The following is a 17,414-nucleotide window of genomic DNA, read 5'->3' as shown; positions in this document are numbered from 1 at the left end:
TAGGCACCAAAGACGACGGGCCGGTAGAACACCGGCCCGTTGTTGTTTCTGCCAGGCGTCTCGTCAGCCGGCGTTGGCCGCCGGCGCACGCTCGCCGATGAGGTTGCGCAGATGCTGGAGCAGTTCCTCTTCGTTGTACGGCTTACCGAGGTAGACGTTCACGCCGATCTCCGCTGCGTAACGGCGGTGTTTGTCCGCCGTACGCGAGGTGATCATGATGATCGGCGTGGCGCCGATGCGTTCGTCCGCACGCACGTTGCGCGTGAGGTCGAAGCCGTCCATGTGCGGCATTTCGATGTCGACGAGCATTGCGTCGGGCGTGATCTCCTGCAACTGACGCAGCGCATCCACACCGTCGCGTGCGAGCACAGCCTGGTAGCCGGAGCGCGTCAGCAGACGCTGCGTGACCTTGCGCACAGTAAGCGAATCGTCGACCACCATGACGATCGGCTGTGTCCCCAGGCCGGGCACGGCATCGGTGCTGCCATCGCGGTGCAGCTCGGCCACGGCGCCCGTCGTTTCCTGATCGGACAGACTGCGTGCGGCGGCTTCGCGCTCGAAGCGCTGCGTGAGCACCACGGGGTTGTAGATCAGCACGATCTCGCCGTCGCCCAACGTGGTGGCACCGGCAATCCCTTCCAGACGCGCGAGGTGCGGGCCGATGTGCTTGACCACCACTTCGCGGTTGCCGATCACTTCGTCGACGTGCACGGCGGCGCGCTCGGCACCGTTGCGCACCACCACGGCCGGCGAGTACTTGCGTCCGCCCGTGACAGACGTCGCTTCTTCAAGCAGCGCACCAAAGTAGTGGAACGGCACAGGCCCGGTCGGCAGCTGCAGCGCGGCCGCGTTGTACGCCTCGGCCAGCGCCTGCGGACGCAGTTGCTGCACGTGGTCGATCATGCCCGACGGAATCGCGTAGACACGCTCGCTCACACGCACCAGCAGCACCTGCGTAATCGCAGTCGTCAGCGGCAGGTGGATGGTGAAACGCGTGCCGACTTCCGGCGTCGTCTGCAGTGAAATCCGCCCGCCCAGGGCGACGGTTTCCGCACGCACCACGTCCATGCCGACGCCACGGCCGGCCAGTTCCGACACCTGATCGGCAGTGGAGAAGCCCGGCGTAAAGATCATCTCGGTGAGGCGCGCGTCGCTGGCTTCTTCGTCGGCGGCCAGCAGTTGACGCTCCAATGCACGGGCGCGGATACGGTCGAGGTTCAGCCCGGCACCGTCGTCGACGAAGTGCAGCACGACTTCGTTACCCTCTTGCTGCACTTCCAGCGTGAGTTCACCGGCGGGGGCCTTGCCCTTGGCGCGGCGCTCGTCAGCGGATTCAATGCCGTGTGCGACGGCGTTCCGGATCATGTGTTCGAGCGGGCCGCCCATGCGGTCCAGCACGCTGCGATCCAGTTCCACCGTACCGCCCTTGATGAACAGCCGGACTTCCTTGCCGGTTTCCGATGCGGCCTGGCGGGCCACACGATACAGACGGTCGGCCACGGTATCGAACTGCACCATGCGCGCACGCATCAGGCTGCGCTGCAGGCCGCGCGTGAGGCGTGCCTGCGTTTCCAGATCGAGCGACGCCTGATCGAAACCGCGGAACAAGTTCTGCTGCACCGTCGCCACGTCGTTGACCGACTCGGCCATCATCCGCGTGAGTTCCTGCAAGCGCGTGAAACGGTCGAACTCCAGCGGGTCGAACGATTCGTCGTGCGCAGCGGCATCGGCAATGCGCGACTCCATCTGCGTTTCGGCCTGGATTTCGATCTCGCGCACCTGCGCGCGCAAACGCGCCACGTTGTCGTTCAGTTCCGACAGGTAGGTCTTGAGCGCATCGACTTCCGACTCCAGGCGCGCACGCGCCGCACCGACTTCACCCGCATCGTTGATGAGCGAATCGAGCGCACGCGCCTGCACGCGCACCATCGCGCGCTGACGTTCGGCCACTTCCAGCGCCTCGGCTTCGGGGCTGCGCGTGCCGGTCAGATCCACGCTGGTCGAGACCGCAACTGCCGGCAGCATCGACGCGGAAGACGATGCCTGCGCCTCGGCGGCCGTCTGCTGCGCATCGGCTGCATCGGCAAGGCCGGCATCGAGCGGCAGCACGTTGCCCGCGCCGAGCGCATCAACGTGGGCCTGAATGCGGTCGAACCAGACGTAAAGCTTGCGGAACAGTGCGTCGTCCACGCGGTTCTGGCGCAGGCCGCCTTCAATCGCGCTTTCCATTTCGTGCGCGGCCTGACCCAGCGTCATGGCGCCGGCCATGCGCGCACTGCCCTTGACGGTGTGCAGATTGCGCAGCAGCAGGCCGGCGGCATTGCGGTCCTGCGGCGCGGCTTCCCAGGCACGCAGGTGCTGGCCCAGTTCGGGCAGCGCAACGTGCGCTTCCTCCAGGAAGATTTCCAGCAGCGCGGGGTCGAGCGCATCGGTCGGCGCCTGGCGGACCAGTTCGCCCACGGCCGGCTCGGCGACCGGCGGCTCGTGCACGGGCACCAGCGACGGCACGAACGTCGGCGTGACTTCCGCCGGCTCGAACGCAGGCTCGCCGGCCAGTCCAGCGGTTTCGTTCTCGGCTTGTTCGGCTTCGGTAAAGGCGGCAGGCGCCGGCTCCAGCGGCAGCCGCGGACGCACGAGCAGGCGCTCGCAGAGTTCGTCCAGGCTGCGGCGCAGGGGCTCGTCGGCGTCGGGCCAGAGGCTGGCGGCAAATTGATGCAGCATGCCCCGCATGCGCTCGACCGCTTGATCGAGCAGGCGGAAGTCGCCCGGATGCATCGCCACCGGGCGGCTGTTCAGGTTCAGCAGCACCTGTTCCAGCGCGCCAGCCAACTGGCGCACGGGCTCCAGTTCGACCACGGCGGAGCTGCCTTGCAGCGTGTGCGCGGCGCGCAGGGCCAGCTCGCTCGGCGGCGTGCGGCCTTCGTGGCGCCACTCCGAGAAATCCACGCCCAGGCGCCGGATCAGATCGTCGGCTTCCTGCAGGTAGACGTTGTACAGCGCGACGCTGATGCGGACCGGACCAATCTCCTTCACGCCATCGTCGTGCGGTGCTTCTTCCGGCTCGCCGGTCTGCGCGAAGGGGAATGGGATCACCTTGGCATCGGCGTCAGCATCGGCGGCAACCGGTTCAGCGGCCGCTTCCTGAAGCGTCTCTTCGACGGGCTCGGCAACCGGCTCGACTGCCTCATGCTCGATCACCGGTGCGGTCGCCTCGGGCATGGGCGCCTCGACTTCGGGGAGCGCGGGTTCGTCATCCCACGTGAGAGCGACCGGTTCTTCGGCTTCCGCAACGGGCACATCCGGCGCAGCCAACTCCAGCGGCTGCACCGCATCGACGTCATGCGATGCGGTTTCCACGGCCGGTGCTTCGGGTGTTTGGGGCGCAACGTGTTCCGGAGCGGCCTGCGCTTCAGGCACGGCCTCCAGCCACACGAACGGGCCGCCATGGCGCACACGCTCTGCGGCGGCAACCAGCGGTTCAATCGCGTGATCGGCTTGCGGCGATTGCGCAATGGCAGCGGCCCACGTCGACAGCTCCAACTCGGCGCGCGTCAGCAGCGCGGCGAGGTCATGCGTCGGCACACGGCTTTCGGCGAGCCAGACATTCATCACCTGCTCGATGGCCCACGCAGCTTCGCCATAGCGCGTGAGGCCGACCATCCGGCCCGATCCCTTGAGCGTGTGGAACGCGCGACGCAGATGCGTCAGCAAGTCGAGATCAGAGCCGGCAGCCAGGCCGCCCGTGCCCATATCGGCCGCGGCCTGTAGGCCCTGCAGATCGGCGCGCACGCCGGCCAGCACTTCTTCAGCTTCAGACAGGAAGATGTCGAGCAGCTCGGCATCGATGGATTGCGTATCCCGCACGGCAGCAGGCGCAGGCGCGGCGGCAGCGGCAGGCACGGCGGCCGGTGCGGCCAATGCGGCCTGCATGCGTTCAAGCGCGCCGACGCTGCCAACCTGCCACGCGTCGAACTGGGCCAGCGCCTCTTCCAGGCGACGGCGGCGCGCCGGATCGTCATCGATGGCGGCGGCGTCACGCGCCTCCTGCAGCGCCGTGCGCAACTCCGCGGCGAGCGGGTCGGCCGGGTCGACCGGCTGCTTGGCCAGCAGGCGATCGAGCAGCGATTGCAGCGGCGATGCGGCATCGGCATTGGCGATGTCTGCATCGGCCTGCGTTTCGGATTGCGGCTCGCGGCGGGCCAGCATGCCGGCTTCGGTATCGAAGGCGAACTCACGCCATGCGGTTTCGCGCTCCGTCGGCGTCAGCTGGCCTTCGATGACGATCTCGTCGATCTGGCCGCCGGTCAACTCCGTGCCGGCGGATAGCGCATCGAGCAGGGCCTGCAGACCGCTGACGTTGGCGGCCAGCGCGGCCAGGTAGCGTTCGCGATCAGCCGTGGCACCCTCGCCTGCCGCTTGCAGCGCGTTGATGGTCGATTGCGCGGCTTCCGTGGCGTGCACGGCCTCATAGGCGTCGAGTGCGGCAAAGGCGCTCTGCATCTCGCCGAACAGGCGGGCCGCTTCCTGCAGGCCGCCGCTTTCTTCGCCCTCGCGCTCGAAAGCGTCGAGGTGCGTTTCGGCAGAGGCCAGCAGCGTTTGCAGCGCGCGAACCTGCTCGGCGCGCGTGCGGCGTTGTGCAGCTTCTTCGGCCAGCAGCGTCAACCAGGCCGGCGCCGGCACGGCGTGACCGTCTTGCGTGGCGCGGGCGTGTTCGGCCAGCTCGCTGCAGCGGGCGGCAAACCACGCGCTGCGCAAGTCGCCGGATTCGCCATGCAGGGCCCAGGGGCGCGCAAGCATGCGCGACAGGAATTGCAGTGTGGGCGCCACGTCCTGCCCGGCCGCTTCGGTCAGGCGGTTCGACAAGTCGGACAAAGCCGGCTGGCCCAGCGCATCGGCATGCAGCGCCAGCGTCTGCAGTGCAGCGTCAAGTTCGTCGGCAGCAGGCGCGGGTTGTTGGCTCAGCGTTTCGAGCGAGCGGCCGACGCGTTGCAGCGTGTCGCTGGCGTCGGTCGGCAGCAATGCGTAGTACTGGCGTGTGTGCAGTGCGCCGGCAGGCGCATGCGTGGGCGGAATCGCAAAGGCCTGCACGCAGGCCACGATGTCCGGGCCCAGCGTATCGTCGCCCACCGGCGTTGCTGGCGCGTTGCTGTACGCCATGCCGGCCAGCAAATACAGCGCGTCGGTCAGCAGGCCTTGCGGCAGATGGACGTTGTTGTGCGAATACTGGCGCAGCAGCAGGTTGACGCGTGCCGCGAGGCGCTTGGCGGTCATATCGGCCGGCACCAGGCCGGCACGCAGGGCGCCAAAGGTCAGGGCCAGCACGAGCCACAGATCGCGCTGCAGATCGTCCCCGGCGCGGCGCGGTTCCCGCTCCAGCGCGCGGATGCCATGCAGCAGGTCTTCCAGCGGGGCATAGGCCGCAGCAGCAGCGGACGGGTCCACCTGTGCACCATCGGCGTTGGATGCCGGCGCACGCAGCGCGGTCAGCAATGCGAGTTCGAACTTGCGGCGCAGGCGCGCCAGCCCCGGCAGGTCGCGCGAGGGCAGCAGCAGCGCCGGCAGGTGGCGCAGTTCATCAGCCCACAGGTCGGCCGGGTGGATGCGTTCTTCGCCCAGGCGGGCGAGCACGGCTTGATACGGCTGGAACAGGCGCAGCGGCTCTTCGGCCATGCCGGCCATCAGGTCGGCCACGTATTCCTGCAGCGCCTGCACGGCGCGCGAGAACACGTCCAGCGTCTGGGCGTCGGCGGCCACGGTGCCGGCATCGACCGCTTCGAGCAGCCGCTTGGCGGCCTGGCAATACACGTCGACACCACGCAGGCCGACGATCAGCAGCGCGCCGGCAGCCTGGTGCAGATACTGGCCGGCCAGACGCAGCGACGTCGTGTCGCGCGCGCCGATGACTTCCGGATCGGCGATCACATCGGCCGCATATTCGCCGAACTCGCGCACGGCATCGTCCAGCGCGGCGCGCATGTTGGGCGCCACCCACGCCAGCGCGGAAAGATCACGCGCGGGCACAGCGGGCTTCGGGACGGAATTCTGACGCCCGGCGGCGGCTCCCACCGCCTCGACAGAGGCGGATTCGGGCTGGGCGGAAGATTGATGACGCATGTGTGCTTCCAAAAAGCAGGTGGCGGTTGCCGCGATTGCCCCGGGGTGGCCCCTTCGGCGTTCCCGCCCGAAATCCAGAGGTGACGAGATCAGGCGATGCGGAACCGCGCCACCGAGTCACGCAGTTCTTCGGCAAGCTGCGTGAGCTGGCGCACCGACTGCGCGGTCTGGCGCGTACCGGTCGACGTCTGTTCCGTGATGTGCAGGATCTGTTCGATGTTCTGCGCAACGTCCGAAGCCAGCGTCGCCTCGTGCGACGTCGTCTGCGAAATGCTCTCGATCAGTTCGGCAAGCTGGCGCGACACGCGGCCGATCTCCACCAGTGCAGCACCGGCGTTATCGGACAGCTTCGCCCCTTCCACCACACCCGCCGTGCTGCGCTCCATGGCGTGCACCGCGTCTTGCGTGTCGGTCTGAATCGTGCGGATCAACGCGCCGATCTGCTTGGCTGCCTCGGCGGAACGTTCTGCCAGGCGCTGCACTTCTTCTGCCACCACCGAGAAGCCGCGGCCGGCTTCACCAGCGGATGCCGCCTGGATGGCAGCGTTCAGTGCCAGCACGTTGGTCTGCTCGGTAATGTCCGAGATCAGCTCCACGATTTCACCGATCTCCTGCGACGATTCGCCCAGGCGCTTGATCCGCTTCGACGTTTCCTGAATCTGGTCACGGATGTCGTTCATGCCCGTGATGGCGTTCTGCACGGCCTGCTGACCTTGCTCGGCAGCGGCCAGCGAGGCGCGTGCAACGTTGGCCGATTCGGCTGCGCCGCGCGAGACCTGCGTAATGCGGTCCGCCATCTCCACCACCGACTGACCGGTCTGGCGAATCTGGCGCGACTGTTCTTCGGATGCGGCCACGAGGCTTTCCGACGTGGTCTGCACCGCCGACGATGCCTGCGTCACCTGCTCGGCCGTCTGCTGCACCCGGCCGACCAGCTCGCGCAGTTCTTCCACGGTGTAGTTCACCGAGTCGGCGATGGCGCCGGTAATGTCTTCCGACACGGTGGCCTGCTTGGTCAAGTCACCGTCTGCAATGTCCTGCAGTTCGTTCATCAGACGCAGAATTGCAGCCTGGGTGGAATCGTTGTTGCGCTTTTCCACCATCCGGCGCTCTTCAGCTTCGCGCTGACGGGCTTCTGCTTCCATCGTACGCACACGCGAATCGCGCAGGTACAGGGCGGCCAGGCCGGCCAGGCAGACCACGGTCAGGATGGCGGACAGCACCACCGCACCGAGCGTCACCGGACGGCTGCGCACGCTGCCGGCATAGGCAGACTGCAGGTCCGACAGGTCGGCACGCAGCTTTTCGTTGTCGTTGAAGATCTGCTGCTGGGCGCGCTTTGCAGCGATCAGGCCCGGAAGGTTTTCCAAAATGATCTGCGTGGTCTTCTGCACGTTGTCGAAGCGGGTCGACAGCTCTTGCAGGTAGCCCTTCGTCTCGGCATCGGTGGCAGCCGACAGGCGCAGCGCTTCCGAGCCGTTGAGCAGGCCGTTCAGGGTTTCGCGGAAGGTGTTGGTGTCCTTGCCGAGCAGGAACGCCGTTTCCGGGTTCACGCCTTCGCCGGCCAGGAACTCGTTCATGTTCTTACCCAGACGCTGCGTCAACATCACCAGCTGCGACGAGGCGGCCACTTCACGGGCCGGCGCGTTGGTCTGCAGCTTCATCGACGAGATCTGTTCGGCTTCTTCCAGCAGTTCGGGGTTCGACGCGTTGAACACGTTCAGCGTCTTACCCACCGCCACGAGCGTCTTTTCCTGCGCCAGAATGGCCTGGGCGCTCTTGTCGCTGCGCTTCCACTCTTCGATCGACTTGTCGAGCAGCGCTTCGGCCTCGCCACCCGAGGCGCGCACGCCACGCTCGGAATTGCCGTTCTTCAGCGCATCGAGGTTTTCCTGCAGACGCGCGCGGCTTTCCTTGAGCTGCGCGAATGCGTTGGTGTTACCCAGCAGCGCCACCGGCACCGCCTTGGCCAGACGCTGCGAGTGCATCAGCGTGTCACCGGCAATTTCAATCTGCACCGAACCGTTGTTGGCCTGGCGGTTATCCAGGTACACCGAGATCAGCAGGGCCAGCAGACCGACCACCAGGCCGATCGTGAACACGCGCTGCTGCGCGGCAAACGGCACGCGCTCCATCCAGCCGACCACGGCGTCCATGGGCGAGCGGCCCAGCTGCGTGGGCGGGCCAGCGGGATTGTCGTCATCCGTATGGGGCGCATTGTCCAACTGCGCCAACTGCACGGAAGCCGCCGACGCGCCCTCCGCTGCAACCTCCGGCGCCCCTGCCTGACCGGCACGGCGACCTGCGTTGAACCACTTGAACCCCATAGGACCCTCTTTTCTTGTCGATGCTGCCGTCTCGTTCTGTCGAGATCAGCCGCATGGATTTCCCGTCCGCGTCCGCGCCTTGTTCTAACCGGCGCGGTACGCACCTTCGGCGGTGCCTGTGAATACACTTGGCCACCTGGCGCGCCCTGTTGCACGCGCCACGCACCGCCTCTTGCCCCTGCGCACCCCGCTCCCGTTGCGGCGTGCCCAATCTTTCTTGTTTGCTCTAAGGCTCTACGGCCTGATCGCCCGATCGCTTTATGCGCGGCTGCGGCCGACCTGCAGGAACGCCGGATCAGCCAGCAACTGCCGCACATCGAGTTCGCGCCATTGCGTGCCGTGCACGTCGCGCCAGGCACGTCCCAACCAGGGCCGCCCCTCTTCCACCGCGGCTTCCGCGGGCTGCAGATCGCTCAGGCTGCGCAGACCGGCCACGCGCGGCACGACAATCGCGCACGCACGCTGCGGGTCTTTGGACAGCACCACGATCTTGGCGCCGCTGCCACTACCCGTCGGCGCTTCACCGCAGAACAGGCCGAAATCGATCACGCCGAGCAGGTTGCCGCGCGCATTCACGAGACCGAGGTACCACGGCTGCGTGAGGGGCACGCGCGCGGGCGGCTGGTAGTCCAGCACCTCGCCGGTTTCGGTCAGCGACAACAGCCAGTGGTGCTCGCCGATCTGCACGCCCAGAAAGCCTTCCGTCGACGACTTGGCGCGCGCCTCCTGCAGGCGGCGGGCCAGCATCGCCTGGTATTCGTGCAGGCGCTGGCGGGAGGTCAGGTTGGTGCGCTGTTCGTTCACGTCTGGCTCTTGTCCGGTGCTGGTTCTTTGCTGCGCGCGGTCTTGACGTCGCGCTTCTAAACGAACTGCCGCAGGATCACTGCGCCAGCTTGGCGATCTTCTCGAGCAGCTCTTCGGCCTTGACCGGCTTGACGATGTAGTCCGATGCGCCCTGGCGCATGCCCCACACGCGGTCGGTCTCCAGGCCCTTGGTCGTGCACATGATCACGGGGATGCCCTGGAAGCGCTCGTCCTTCTTGATGGCGCGGGTCGCCTGGTAGCCGTTCTGGCCCGGCATCACCACATCCATCAGGATCAGGTCGAAGGTTTCGGCTTCGAGCTTGGTCATGGCCTGCTCGCTATCGGCAGCGACCGTCACCTTGAAACCGTTCTTGCCGAGAATCTCCGACAGGTGCAGCGCTTCGGTCGGAGAATCATCGACCACCAACACTTTCTTGATTGCCATACAAACAGTCCTTCGTTAAGAGAGATGCCATCACTGCGCGGCGGCTGGCGCCACCGGCAAATGCGTCTGGACCGCCTCCAGCAGCGCTTCCTTCGAGAACGGCTTGGCGAGATGGTCCACCGCCCCGACCGACTTGCCCCGCGCGCGGTCGAAAATTCCGTCGCGCGAAGACAGCATGATCACAGGCGTGGCATGAAACTTTGGGCTTTTCTTGATCAGCGAGCAGGTCTGGTAGCCGTCGAGATTCGGCATCAGGATGTCGCAGAACACGAGATCGGGCTTCAGGTCACCCACCTTGGCCAGTGCGTCGAAGCCGTCTTCGGCCAGCACGACCTGGCACCCGGCCTGGGTGAGGAAAATCTGCGCGGTACGGCGGATGGTGCTGGAATCGTCGATTACCAGCACCTTGCAGCCTGTCAGGGAATGCGCCAGCGGAGAGTTCGCCAGCGGTTGGGAGTCAGCCAGTTGTTCCACCCGCGCGGATTGCATCATGTTCTCGCAGTGCGCGACCACGGGTCGCCACGACATTCTGACCGGATGGATCGCGGCAAATCGCCGCGCAGCGTGCCCTCCAAACGGAAAAGGCCCACGCTGGCGACGACTTCAAAACTACGCCCCCCGGCCCGCTTATGAAGTGTGAAGCTCAGAATTTGACGAAGTGTGACAAGTCACCTATTCGCCGTCAATGGCGCCGGCCGTCCGCCGAGCGCTTGTGGCATGGAAGCGACGAGCCCGTTCATCGAACCGTCACTTCCTGATACTTGGCTGTCAGCAAGAGGGCAAACACTCACTTGCTGACGAGAGACAGGTCAGATCCGGATCAGATCTGCACCATTTCGAAGTCTTCCTTGCGCGCGCCGCATTCCGGGCACGTCCAGTTGATGGGCACGTCTTCCCACTTCGTGCCGGGCGCAATGCCGTCGTCCGGGGCGCCTTGTTCTTCGTCGTAGATCCAGCCGCAAATCAGGCACATCCACGTCTTGTATTCAATCTGTTGTTCCATAGGGCAAAGCTTCGGTGGTTCCGTCTATTAAAATGGCAGGCCAGATGGTACCGAATCACGCTCGGCTACGCCAGAACAGGCGCCGGGCAGACATGCTGTTTGACTGCATCCAACCCGGATCTGCGGCAAACCACCACATAATCGCCTCGAACCGCCCTTAAACCGCGCCCCAGCACAGTTCTGCTCGGCGCCACGCTCTCTTCCAACATCCTCCATGTCGACTTCCTCCCGCAGCGCTGCCCTGTTTGAACGTGCCCAGAAGACCATTCCCGGCGGGGTGAACTCGCCGGTGCGCGCCTTCCGCTCGGTGGGCGGCACCCCGCGCTTCATTGCCAAGGCAGCCGGCCCGTACCTGTGGGACGCGGACGGCACCCGCTATATCGATTACGTCGGGTCGTGGGGTCCGATGATCGTCGGGCACGCGCATCCGGAGGTCGTCCGTGCCGTGCAGGACGTCGCGGCCGACAGCTTCTCGTTCGGCGCACCCACCGAGGCCGAAGTCGTCATGGCCGAGGAAATCTGCAAGCTCGTGCCGTCGATCGAGCAGGTGCGGCTCGTGTCGTCGGGCACCGAAGCGACCATGAGCGCCCTGCGCCTGGCGCGCGGCTTTACCGGGCGCGACCTGATCGTCAAGTTCGAAGGCTGCTACCACGGTCACGCCGACAGCCTGCTGGTCAAGGCCGGCTCGGGCCTGCTGACGTTTGCCGATACGACGCAGAACGCGCCGTCTTCCGCCGGCGTGCCGGAAGACGTGGTCAAGCACACGATGGTGCTGCCGTACAACGACGTCGCCGCGCTGCGTGAGGCCTTTGCCCGCCACGGCAAGGAAATCGCGGCCGTGATCGTCGAGCCGGTGGCCGGCAACATGAACCTCGTGCGTGGCAGCAACGAATTCCACCAGGCCATGCGTTCGCTGTGTACCGAGCACGGCGCCGTGCTGATCTTTGACGAGGTGATGACCGGCTTTCGCGTCGCGCTCGGTTGCGCGCAGGCACTGTACGGCATCAAGCCGGACCTGACGTGCCTGGGCAAGGTCATCGGCGGGGGCATGCCGGCCGCCGCGTTTGGCGGCCGCCGCGACATCATGGGATTCCTGGCGCCGCTGGGCAACGTGTACCAGGCCGGGACGCTGTCGGGAAATCCGCTGGCCGTGGCGGCCGGGCTCACCACGTTGCGGCTGATTGCGGCGGATGGTTTCCATGACCGGCTGGCCGCGCAGACGCGCAAGCTGGTGGATGGGCTGGCCGATATCGCACGTGAAGTTGGCGTGCCGTTTGCCGCGGACAGCGTTGGCGGCATGTTCGGCATCTACTTCCGTGAAGGCGTACCGACGAGCTTTGCTGAAGTGACCAAGAGCGATGTTGGTCGCTTCAATGCGTTCTTCCATGCGATGTTGGATCAGGGTGTGTATCTGGCGCCGTCTGCGTTTGAGGCCGGGTTTGTGTCGGCGACGCATGATGATGCGATCTTGGATGCGACGTTTGAGGCGGCTCGGAAGGCGTTTAGGGCTGTTTGAGTTTTTTTTTGTATTTTGGGGATGGGGCTTGGTGGTGCATCGCTTGTTTCATCCCCTGCCGGGGCTGACTCACTTTCTTTGGTCTTGCCCAAAGAAAGTAAGCAAAGAAATGCGCGCCCGAGATGGCGAAGGATTCCTTGAATTTATGTCGCAGGGAGGGGAAGGGAAAAACTCGCTGCGCTCAGACAGTTTCCCTTCCTTTTTCCTCCCTGCAACAGAAATTCAAGGCGCCATCTAGGGTAGAAAAGTCAAAGGCCAAACCATCTAAGCGCCAGCCCAAACGACAAGGCCAACCTCGCGACGGGTTGGCCTTTTCTTTTGACGTTGAGCCCTTGATGGCGCCTTGAATTTTCGTAAGCGGGCGGAGAAAAGGTGGGGAACTGTCTGAGCGAAGCGAGTTTTCCCCACCTCCGCCCGGTTACGCAAATTCAAGGAGTCTTTCGCCATCTCGGGCGCGCCTTTCTTTTGCCTACTTTTCTTTGGCAAGACAAAGAAAAGTAGGTCGTGCCCGGCAGGGTACGAAACAGGGATGGACCACCAACAAAAAACTCAAACCCGCCCAACCACCTCCACCAACTCCCTCCCCACCCCCTCAGAAACCCCCATCATCGGCGCCCGCAACACATTCCGAATCAGCCCCTCGGCAGCCAGCCAAGCCTTCAAAGGCCCAGGATTCGTCTCGGCAAACAACAACCGAATCACCGGTGCCAGCGCATGATGCAACCGCCGCGCATCGTTCAGCCGCTGCTCCTGCACCGCCCTTGCCATCTCGACAAACAACTCCGTGCGGACATGCGCGGCGGCAATGATCGCCCCGACACCGCCCGCGCACAGCGTGCCGAACACCTGCGCATCTTCCCCGGCCAGCACCTGCAACCGCCCGTCGGCGATGAGGCGCTGCGTCTTGTCCGCGTCGCCGCCGCAATCCTTGATGCCGTGGATGTTCGGATGCGCCGCCAGCGCGAGCAGGGTTTCAGTGTCGATGTTTGCACCGGTGCGATACGGAATGTCGTACAGCAGCACCGGCGCGGGCGAAGCATCGGCCAATGCGGTGAAGTATTCGATGATCCCGCGCTGCGACGGGCGAATGTAGGAAGGCGCCGGAATCAGAAACGCTGCCGGCCGATGTTCGGCAAGGCGCAGCATCCGCTCGCGTACGGATGCGAGGGCGCTGCCCGAGACGCCCATCACCACGGGCAAGCCGTCGGCGGCGGCACGTACCGTATCGAGCACGTCGGCCTGTTCCTGATCCGTCAGCGCTGCCGCTTCGCCGGTACTGCCACACGCCACGAAACCGGCAACGCCCAGCGCGCGGTACCGCACCACTAATGTATACAGCGCGCCGTAGTCGACCGACCGTGCCGCGTCGTCGGCAAACGGCGTCACGATGGGTACCCAGATGCCCGCATACGACGGACGCTCGTGGTTGGACAGATTGGTGGATGAATTTTCAAGCACGACAACACTCCTGGACGAATCAACGACCGGTCAAAGAACCGTCAGAAGCGCTTCGGGAATGCGGGCCCGCGAGATGCGGGTGAGAGGCAACCGTGTCCAACGTATCGGTCAACCGCTGTTCCGTCGCCCATCTGACGGAACAGCGCTCCGGTCAGACGAGCGGCTGTTTGGTGGCTTTTTTGGCGCGCGCGAGCGTCGACACGGCCGACAGGCTGAATGCCGGTGTCGTGCTGATCGACAAGAAAGGGGAAATCGCGCGCATGGAAATTGTCAAAAAAGTCCCCATACCGTACTGATGTGTGACTGGGGCGTCAAGCGCATAAGCTAAAGTGCGCTGGAACGTCGTGAGGCGCTGTCAGTCTCATGCCACATTCTTTTCGGATTCAAGATCTAGAGGACTTCATGACCCCTGCCCTGACCTTCCGCTCGACGCGTTTTTCGGTGCTGCGCTGGCTGGCACTGTCGCTGGCCGTGCTCGCCGCACCGTTTTTGTCTGCGTGCGGCTACAACGATTTCCAGGCGAAGGACGAAGCCACCAAAGCGGCCTGGGCCGAGGTGGTCAACCAATACCAGCGCCGTGCCGACCTGATTCCGAACCTCGTCAACACGGTCAAGGGCTATGCCTCGCACGAGAAGGACACGCTGGAAGCCGTGACCAAGGCCCGCGCCGCAGCCACCAGCTTCCAGATCACGCCGGAGGTGCTGAACGATCCGGCGGCGTTCCAGAAATTCCAGCAGGTGCAGGGCGAGCTTTCGAGCGCGCTGTCGCGCCTGATGGCCGTGTCGGAAAACTACCCGCAGCTCAAGGCAGACCAGTCGTTCCGTGATCTGCAATCGCAGCTCGAAGGCACCGAGAATCGCATTACGGTGGCGCGTCAGCGTTACATCAAATCGGTGCAGGAGTACAACGTGCTGGCCCGTAGCTTCCCGACCAACCTGACGGCCAAAGTGATGGGCTACCAGGTCAAGCCGAACTTCACGGTCGAGAACGAGAAGGGGATTTCCACCGCCCCGGCAGTGAAGTTCTGACGAGCTGACGATCATGTCGATGCGTGCGCGTGCCTGCTTCGCCTTCCTGCTGACCGCAGCCCTGTGGCTGGCCGCTGCGCTGCCTGCACGCGCGCAAAGCGACATGGTGGCCGTGCCGCCGCTGGCCGCGCGCGTGACCGACCTGACCGGCACGCTCAGCGCCGAGCAGAAGAGCGCGCTCGAACAGGTGTTGGCCGATTACGAACAGCAGCGCGGCAGCCAGATCTTCGTGCTGATGGTGCCGTCCACCGCGCCGGAACCCATCGAGGCGTACGGCATCCGCGTGGCCGATGCGTGGAAGGCCGGCCGCAAGGGCGTGGACGACGGGGCGATCATCCTCATCGCCAAGGACAACCCGGCCTCGCTGCGCAAGATGCGTATCGAGGTGGGGCGCGGGCTGGAAGGTGCGCTGACCGACGCGCAATCCCAGCGTGTCCTGCAGGACGTGATGGCGCCGCACTTCCGTCAGGGCGATTTCTACGGCGGGCTGTCGGCCGGTATCTCGGCCATCCAGACCGTGATTGCACAAGAGAGCCTACCACCAGCAGAGCGAGCGAAGCGTCAGCAATCCGGCGGCGGCATCGGCGATTGGCTGCCGGTGCTGTTTCCGCTGGCGATCATCGTATTCTTCGTGCTCAGCGCTGCCATGCGCTCGGGCGGGCGCGTCACGGGCAGCCTGCCCGGCCGGCCCGGGTCGCGCGTGATGATGGGCAATCGCGGCTGGGGCCCGGGCACCATCGGCGGCTTGGGTGGTGGATTGGGCGGCGGCTGGGGACGCGGCGGCGGTGATTTCGGCGGCGGCAGCGGCGGAGGCTTTGGCGGCGGGGGCGGTGGTGATTTCGGTGGCGGTGGCGCCTCCGGCAACTGGTAACCGATGAACACATCCATGGCTTCCAAGACCCGACACCACCGCGGCGCACGCCGTGCCCTCGCCCACCTGCTGACGACTTCGTCGCATGCCAGACGCGCGTTTCCGCCAGCCGATCTGCAAAAGCTCGAAGCCGCCGTGCGAGAAGGCGAACAACGCCATCGCGGTGAAGTGCGTGTCGTCATCGAAAGCTCGCTTCCGGTGCGCGACGCGTGGGCCGGTGTGTCGCCGCGTCACCGCGCCCGGATGCTGTTCGGGCTGCTGGAAGTGTGGAACACGCGCGAGCACGTGGGCGTGCTGCTCTATATCAACCTGGCAGACCACGCGGTTGAGATCCTGGCCGACCACGGTATCGCCGCGAAGGTCGACGCCCACGCGTGGCGCACCATCTGCGACACCATCACGCGCGGCTTTGCGCAGCGCGTGAGCATGGCGCCGGTGCTCGATGCGCTCGCGCAGATCAACGACATCCTCGCCGCGCACGCGCCTTCCGATGGCACGCCGCGCATCAATGAGCTGAGCGACCGGCCAGTCGTGCTGTAACCGCTCCACGCTTGCTTCGTTTCTCCCCTGCCGTGCCGGGCCATGTTTCAGAACTGAAACGGTTTTGACGTGCCCGGCCGCGTCACCCCTGTCGGTTGCGCGCCTAATCCTTCCATACGAGGGATTGGCTGCCAGCGCATCGGGCGTCGAGATCAGGGCAACGCTCCGCCGTAGGCCACCTCTCCGATAAAGCGCTCCTCTCTTCCTGCAAGACGCCTCATAAGACACGTTGCGGCCACACCGCGCCGGACGACCACAACGCATCGCATCTTGTCCCGGCAAAGGCCGGCATGTTTCAGCGATGCACGCATTGACGTGTGTGGCACGGATGCGGGCTTACCCGCGGCTTTTTGCGGCGCACAACGCGCATACATCACTTTCACGTTTGCCGTTTGCGCAAACTGCCGAAGCGGCATCGTTTGCTGTGTCGTACAGGGCACAAAGTGCGCGTAACGCCCGGGATACAAGCGCCAGCCGATTGCCTGGGCTGGACGCTGGCACGTCTGCCCAGCCATTGAAAATCAAGGACTTAGCGGCAATGGCACGCTCGTCGCTCTGTTGGTCCCGCCGACATAGCAGCACGGTGTTTCGGAAAGACAAGACAGAACCGGCGCACACCTGAGGGGGTGGGACGTGGAAACCAGAGACCAACACATCAAGCACCGCCAGACCGGCGCAGCCAGCGTGGAATACGCCCTGCTGCTGGTGATGGCGGCTTTGGTGCTGATTGCCGTCATGGCGAGCGTCGAAACCAGCGTGGGCGATTTCTGGAGCAACGCGGCATCGGTGTTGATGACACCCGGCGGGTTCGGATCCTCGGGCTCGCAGGGCGGTGGTTCGGGTGGTTGATATTCCAAGGCCTGGGTAGCGCGCAATCGCACCACGGGCCGGTGGCACACAGCGCATGCCAGACGAGCAGCGCAGCGAACAGAACAGAAGACGTACGGGGAAGTTGTCAACGCGCTGGCACAAAGAGGCCAGCCGGCTGCAGGGACCGGCAAACCGCCGGGAGCGTCTGCGGTGAACACGGAAGTTGTTGCACTTTCAGGCGTGAGCCGGTCCCTGGAGGAATGGTGGACCGGCCCACGGCGCCCAGCGGGCACCTGCTGCGATTTGCGGCGATGTCCGGGCGAGCGACCACCAGCGGCCACGCCGGTGCCAGCCCTGAGAACTGGTGAAGTCGGGGGAGCCTCTTGGTGTTGTCGTGCTCCGGAACATGCTGGCCTTCGCGCCGGTGTGGCACCGGTGTGCGCACACGATCTCCGGAACCCCTGGTTTGGCCTTGGCCGGCTTGTCTGGCCAGAACC

Annotated in this window: 13 protein-coding genes; 6 read left to right on the top strand and 7 right to left on the bottom strand. The window is 65.2% G+C overall.

The window, feature by feature from the left end; translation table 11 throughout:
- Nucleotides 1–63: 63 nt before the first annotated feature.
- The 6 genes from R2669_RS20450 to R2669_RS20425 all read right to left on the bottom strand — a co-directional run bounded on the left by R2669_RS20450 (nucleotide 64) and on the right by R2669_RS20425 (nucleotide 10,693).
- Nucleotides 64–6,114: a hybrid sensor histidine kinase/response regulator gene (locus tag R2669_RS20450; RefSeq protein WP_316901872.1), complete on the bottom strand. Its 6,051-nt coding sequence runs from the start codon at nucleotides 6,112–6,114 to the stop codon at nucleotides 64–66.
- An 89-nt stretch (nucleotides 6,115–6,203) separates the two neighbouring features.
- Nucleotides 6,204–8,441, bottom strand: coding sequence for a methyl-accepting chemotaxis protein (locus R2669_RS20445; RefSeq protein WP_102064666.1), 2,238 nt, complete (start codon nucleotides 8,439–8,441; stop codon nucleotides 6,204–6,206).
- Between the two features lie 258 nt (nucleotides 8,442–8,699).
- On the bottom strand, nucleotides 8,700–9,245 hold the full coding sequence (locus tag R2669_RS20440) for a chemotaxis protein CheW (RefSeq protein WP_316888328.1): 546 nt from the start codon (nucleotides 9,243–9,245) through the stop codon (nucleotides 8,700–8,702).
- 76 nt (nucleotides 9,246–9,321) lie between these two features.
- Entirely contained in the window at nucleotides 9,322–9,690 is a 369-nt protein-coding gene (locus tag R2669_RS20435) for a response regulator (protein WP_004629647.1), read from the bottom strand.
- A gap of 30 nt (nucleotides 9,691–9,720) precedes the next feature.
- Nucleotides 9,721–10,218: a response regulator gene (locus R2669_RS20430; protein WP_147216854.1), complete on the bottom strand. Its 498-nt coding sequence runs from the start codon at nucleotides 10,216–10,218 to the stop codon at nucleotides 9,721–9,723.
- A 292-nt stretch (nucleotides 10,219–10,510) separates the two neighbouring features.
- Nucleotides 10,511–10,693 (bottom strand): rubredoxin, encoded by a 183-nt coding sequence (locus tag R2669_RS20425; protein ID WP_003261842.1) that lies wholly within the window; start codon nucleotides 10,691–10,693, stop codon nucleotides 10,511–10,513.
- 214 nt (nucleotides 10,694–10,907) lie between these two features.
- Here R2669_RS20425 and hemL point away from each other — a divergent pair, with 214 nt between their 5' ends.
- Entirely contained in the window at nucleotides 10,908–12,209 is a 1,302-nt protein-coding gene (gene hemL / locus R2669_RS20420) for a glutamate-1-semialdehyde 2,1-aminomutase (protein WP_316901871.1), read from the top strand.
- A 549-nt stretch (nucleotides 12,210–12,758) separates the two neighbouring features.
- Here the strand turns inward: hemL and dapA are convergent.
- Entirely contained in the window at nucleotides 12,759–13,667 is a 909-nt protein-coding gene (dapA, locus tag R2669_RS20415) for a 4-hydroxy-tetrahydrodipicolinate synthase (protein WP_316901870.1), read from the bottom strand.
- Nucleotides 13,668–13,759: 92 nt separating this feature from the next.
- Between dapA and R2669_RS20410 the strand changes: the two genes are divergently transcribed.
- The 5 genes from R2669_RS20410 to R2669_RS20390 all read left to right on the top strand — a co-directional run bounded on the left by R2669_RS20410 (nucleotide 13,760) and on the right by R2669_RS20390 (nucleotide 16,956).
- Entirely contained in the window at nucleotides 13,760–13,963 is a 204-nt protein-coding gene (locus R2669_RS20410) for a hypothetical protein (protein ID WP_316901869.1), read from the top strand.
- A 106-nt stretch (nucleotides 13,964–14,069) separates the two neighbouring features.
- Nucleotides 14,070–14,696 carry a LemA family protein gene (locus tag R2669_RS20405; protein WP_252693360.1) on the top strand — a complete coding sequence of 209 codons (627 nt, stop codon included), beginning with the start codon at nucleotides 14,070–14,072 and terminating at the stop codon, nucleotides 14,694–14,696.
- Nucleotides 14,697–14,709: 13 nt separating this feature from the next.
- Nucleotides 14,710–15,567 (top strand): TPM domain-containing protein, encoded by an 858-nt coding sequence (locus R2669_RS20400; protein ID WP_316901868.1) that lies wholly within the window; start codon nucleotides 14,710–14,712, stop codon nucleotides 15,565–15,567.
- A gap of 15 nt (nucleotides 15,568–15,582) precedes the next feature.
- Nucleotides 15,583–16,107 carry a TPM domain-containing protein gene (locus R2669_RS20395; protein ID WP_316901867.1) on the top strand — a complete coding sequence of 175 codons (525 nt, stop codon included), beginning with the start codon at nucleotides 15,583–15,585 and terminating at the stop codon, nucleotides 16,105–16,107.
- A 633-nt stretch (nucleotides 16,108–16,740) separates the two neighbouring features.
- On the top strand, nucleotides 16,741–16,956 hold the full coding sequence (locus tag R2669_RS20390) for a Flp family type IVb pilin (RefSeq protein WP_316873998.1): 216 nt from the start codon (nucleotides 16,741–16,743) through the stop codon (nucleotides 16,954–16,956).
- Nucleotides 16,957–17,414: the final 458 nt, after the last annotated feature.

Source organism: Ralstonia edaphi (assembly GCF_958350185.1).
GTDB lineage: Bacteria > Pseudomonadota > Gammaproteobacteria > Burkholderiales > Burkholderiaceae > Ralstonia > Ralstonia edaphi.
This window is presented reverse-complemented; position numbering and strand designations above follow the sequence as displayed.

Bases quoted from the DNA above. Each gene is read 5' to 3' on its own strand.
- R2669_RS20395 (WP_316901867.1), top strand. From the start codon at position 15,583: ATGGCTTCCAAGACCCGACACCACCGCGGCGCACGCCGTGCCCTCGCC.
- R2669_RS20435 (WP_004629647.1), bottom strand. From the start codon at position 9,690: ATGGCAATCAAGAAAGTGTTGGTGGTCGATGATTCTCCGACCGAAGCG.
- R2669_RS20425 (WP_003261842.1), bottom strand. From the start codon at position 10,693: ATGGAACAACAGATTGAATACAAGACGTGGATGTGCCTGATTTGCGGC.
- R2669_RS20430 (WP_147216854.1), bottom strand. From the start codon at position 10,218: ATGTCGTGGCGACCCGTGGTCGCGCACTGCGAGAACATGATGCAATCC.
- R2669_RS20405 (WP_252693360.1), top strand. From the start codon at position 14,070: ATGACCCCTGCCCTGACCTTCCGCTCGACGCGTTTTTCGGTGCTGCGC.
- R2669_RS20450 (WP_316901872.1), bottom strand. From the start codon at position 6,114: ATGCGTCATCAATCTTCCGCCCAGCCCGAATCCGCCTCTGTCGAGGCG.
- R2669_RS20445 (WP_102064666.1), bottom strand. From the start codon at position 8,441: ATGGGGTTCAAGTGGTTCAACGCAGGTCGCCGTGCCGGTCAGGCAGGG.
- hemL (WP_316901871.1), top strand. From the start codon at position 10,908: ATGTCGACTTCCTCCCGCAGCGCTGCCCTGTTTGAACGTGCCCAGAAG.
- R2669_RS20400 (WP_316901868.1), top strand. From the start codon at position 14,710: ATGTCGATGCGTGCGCGTGCCTGCTTCGCCTTCCTGCTGACCGCAGCC.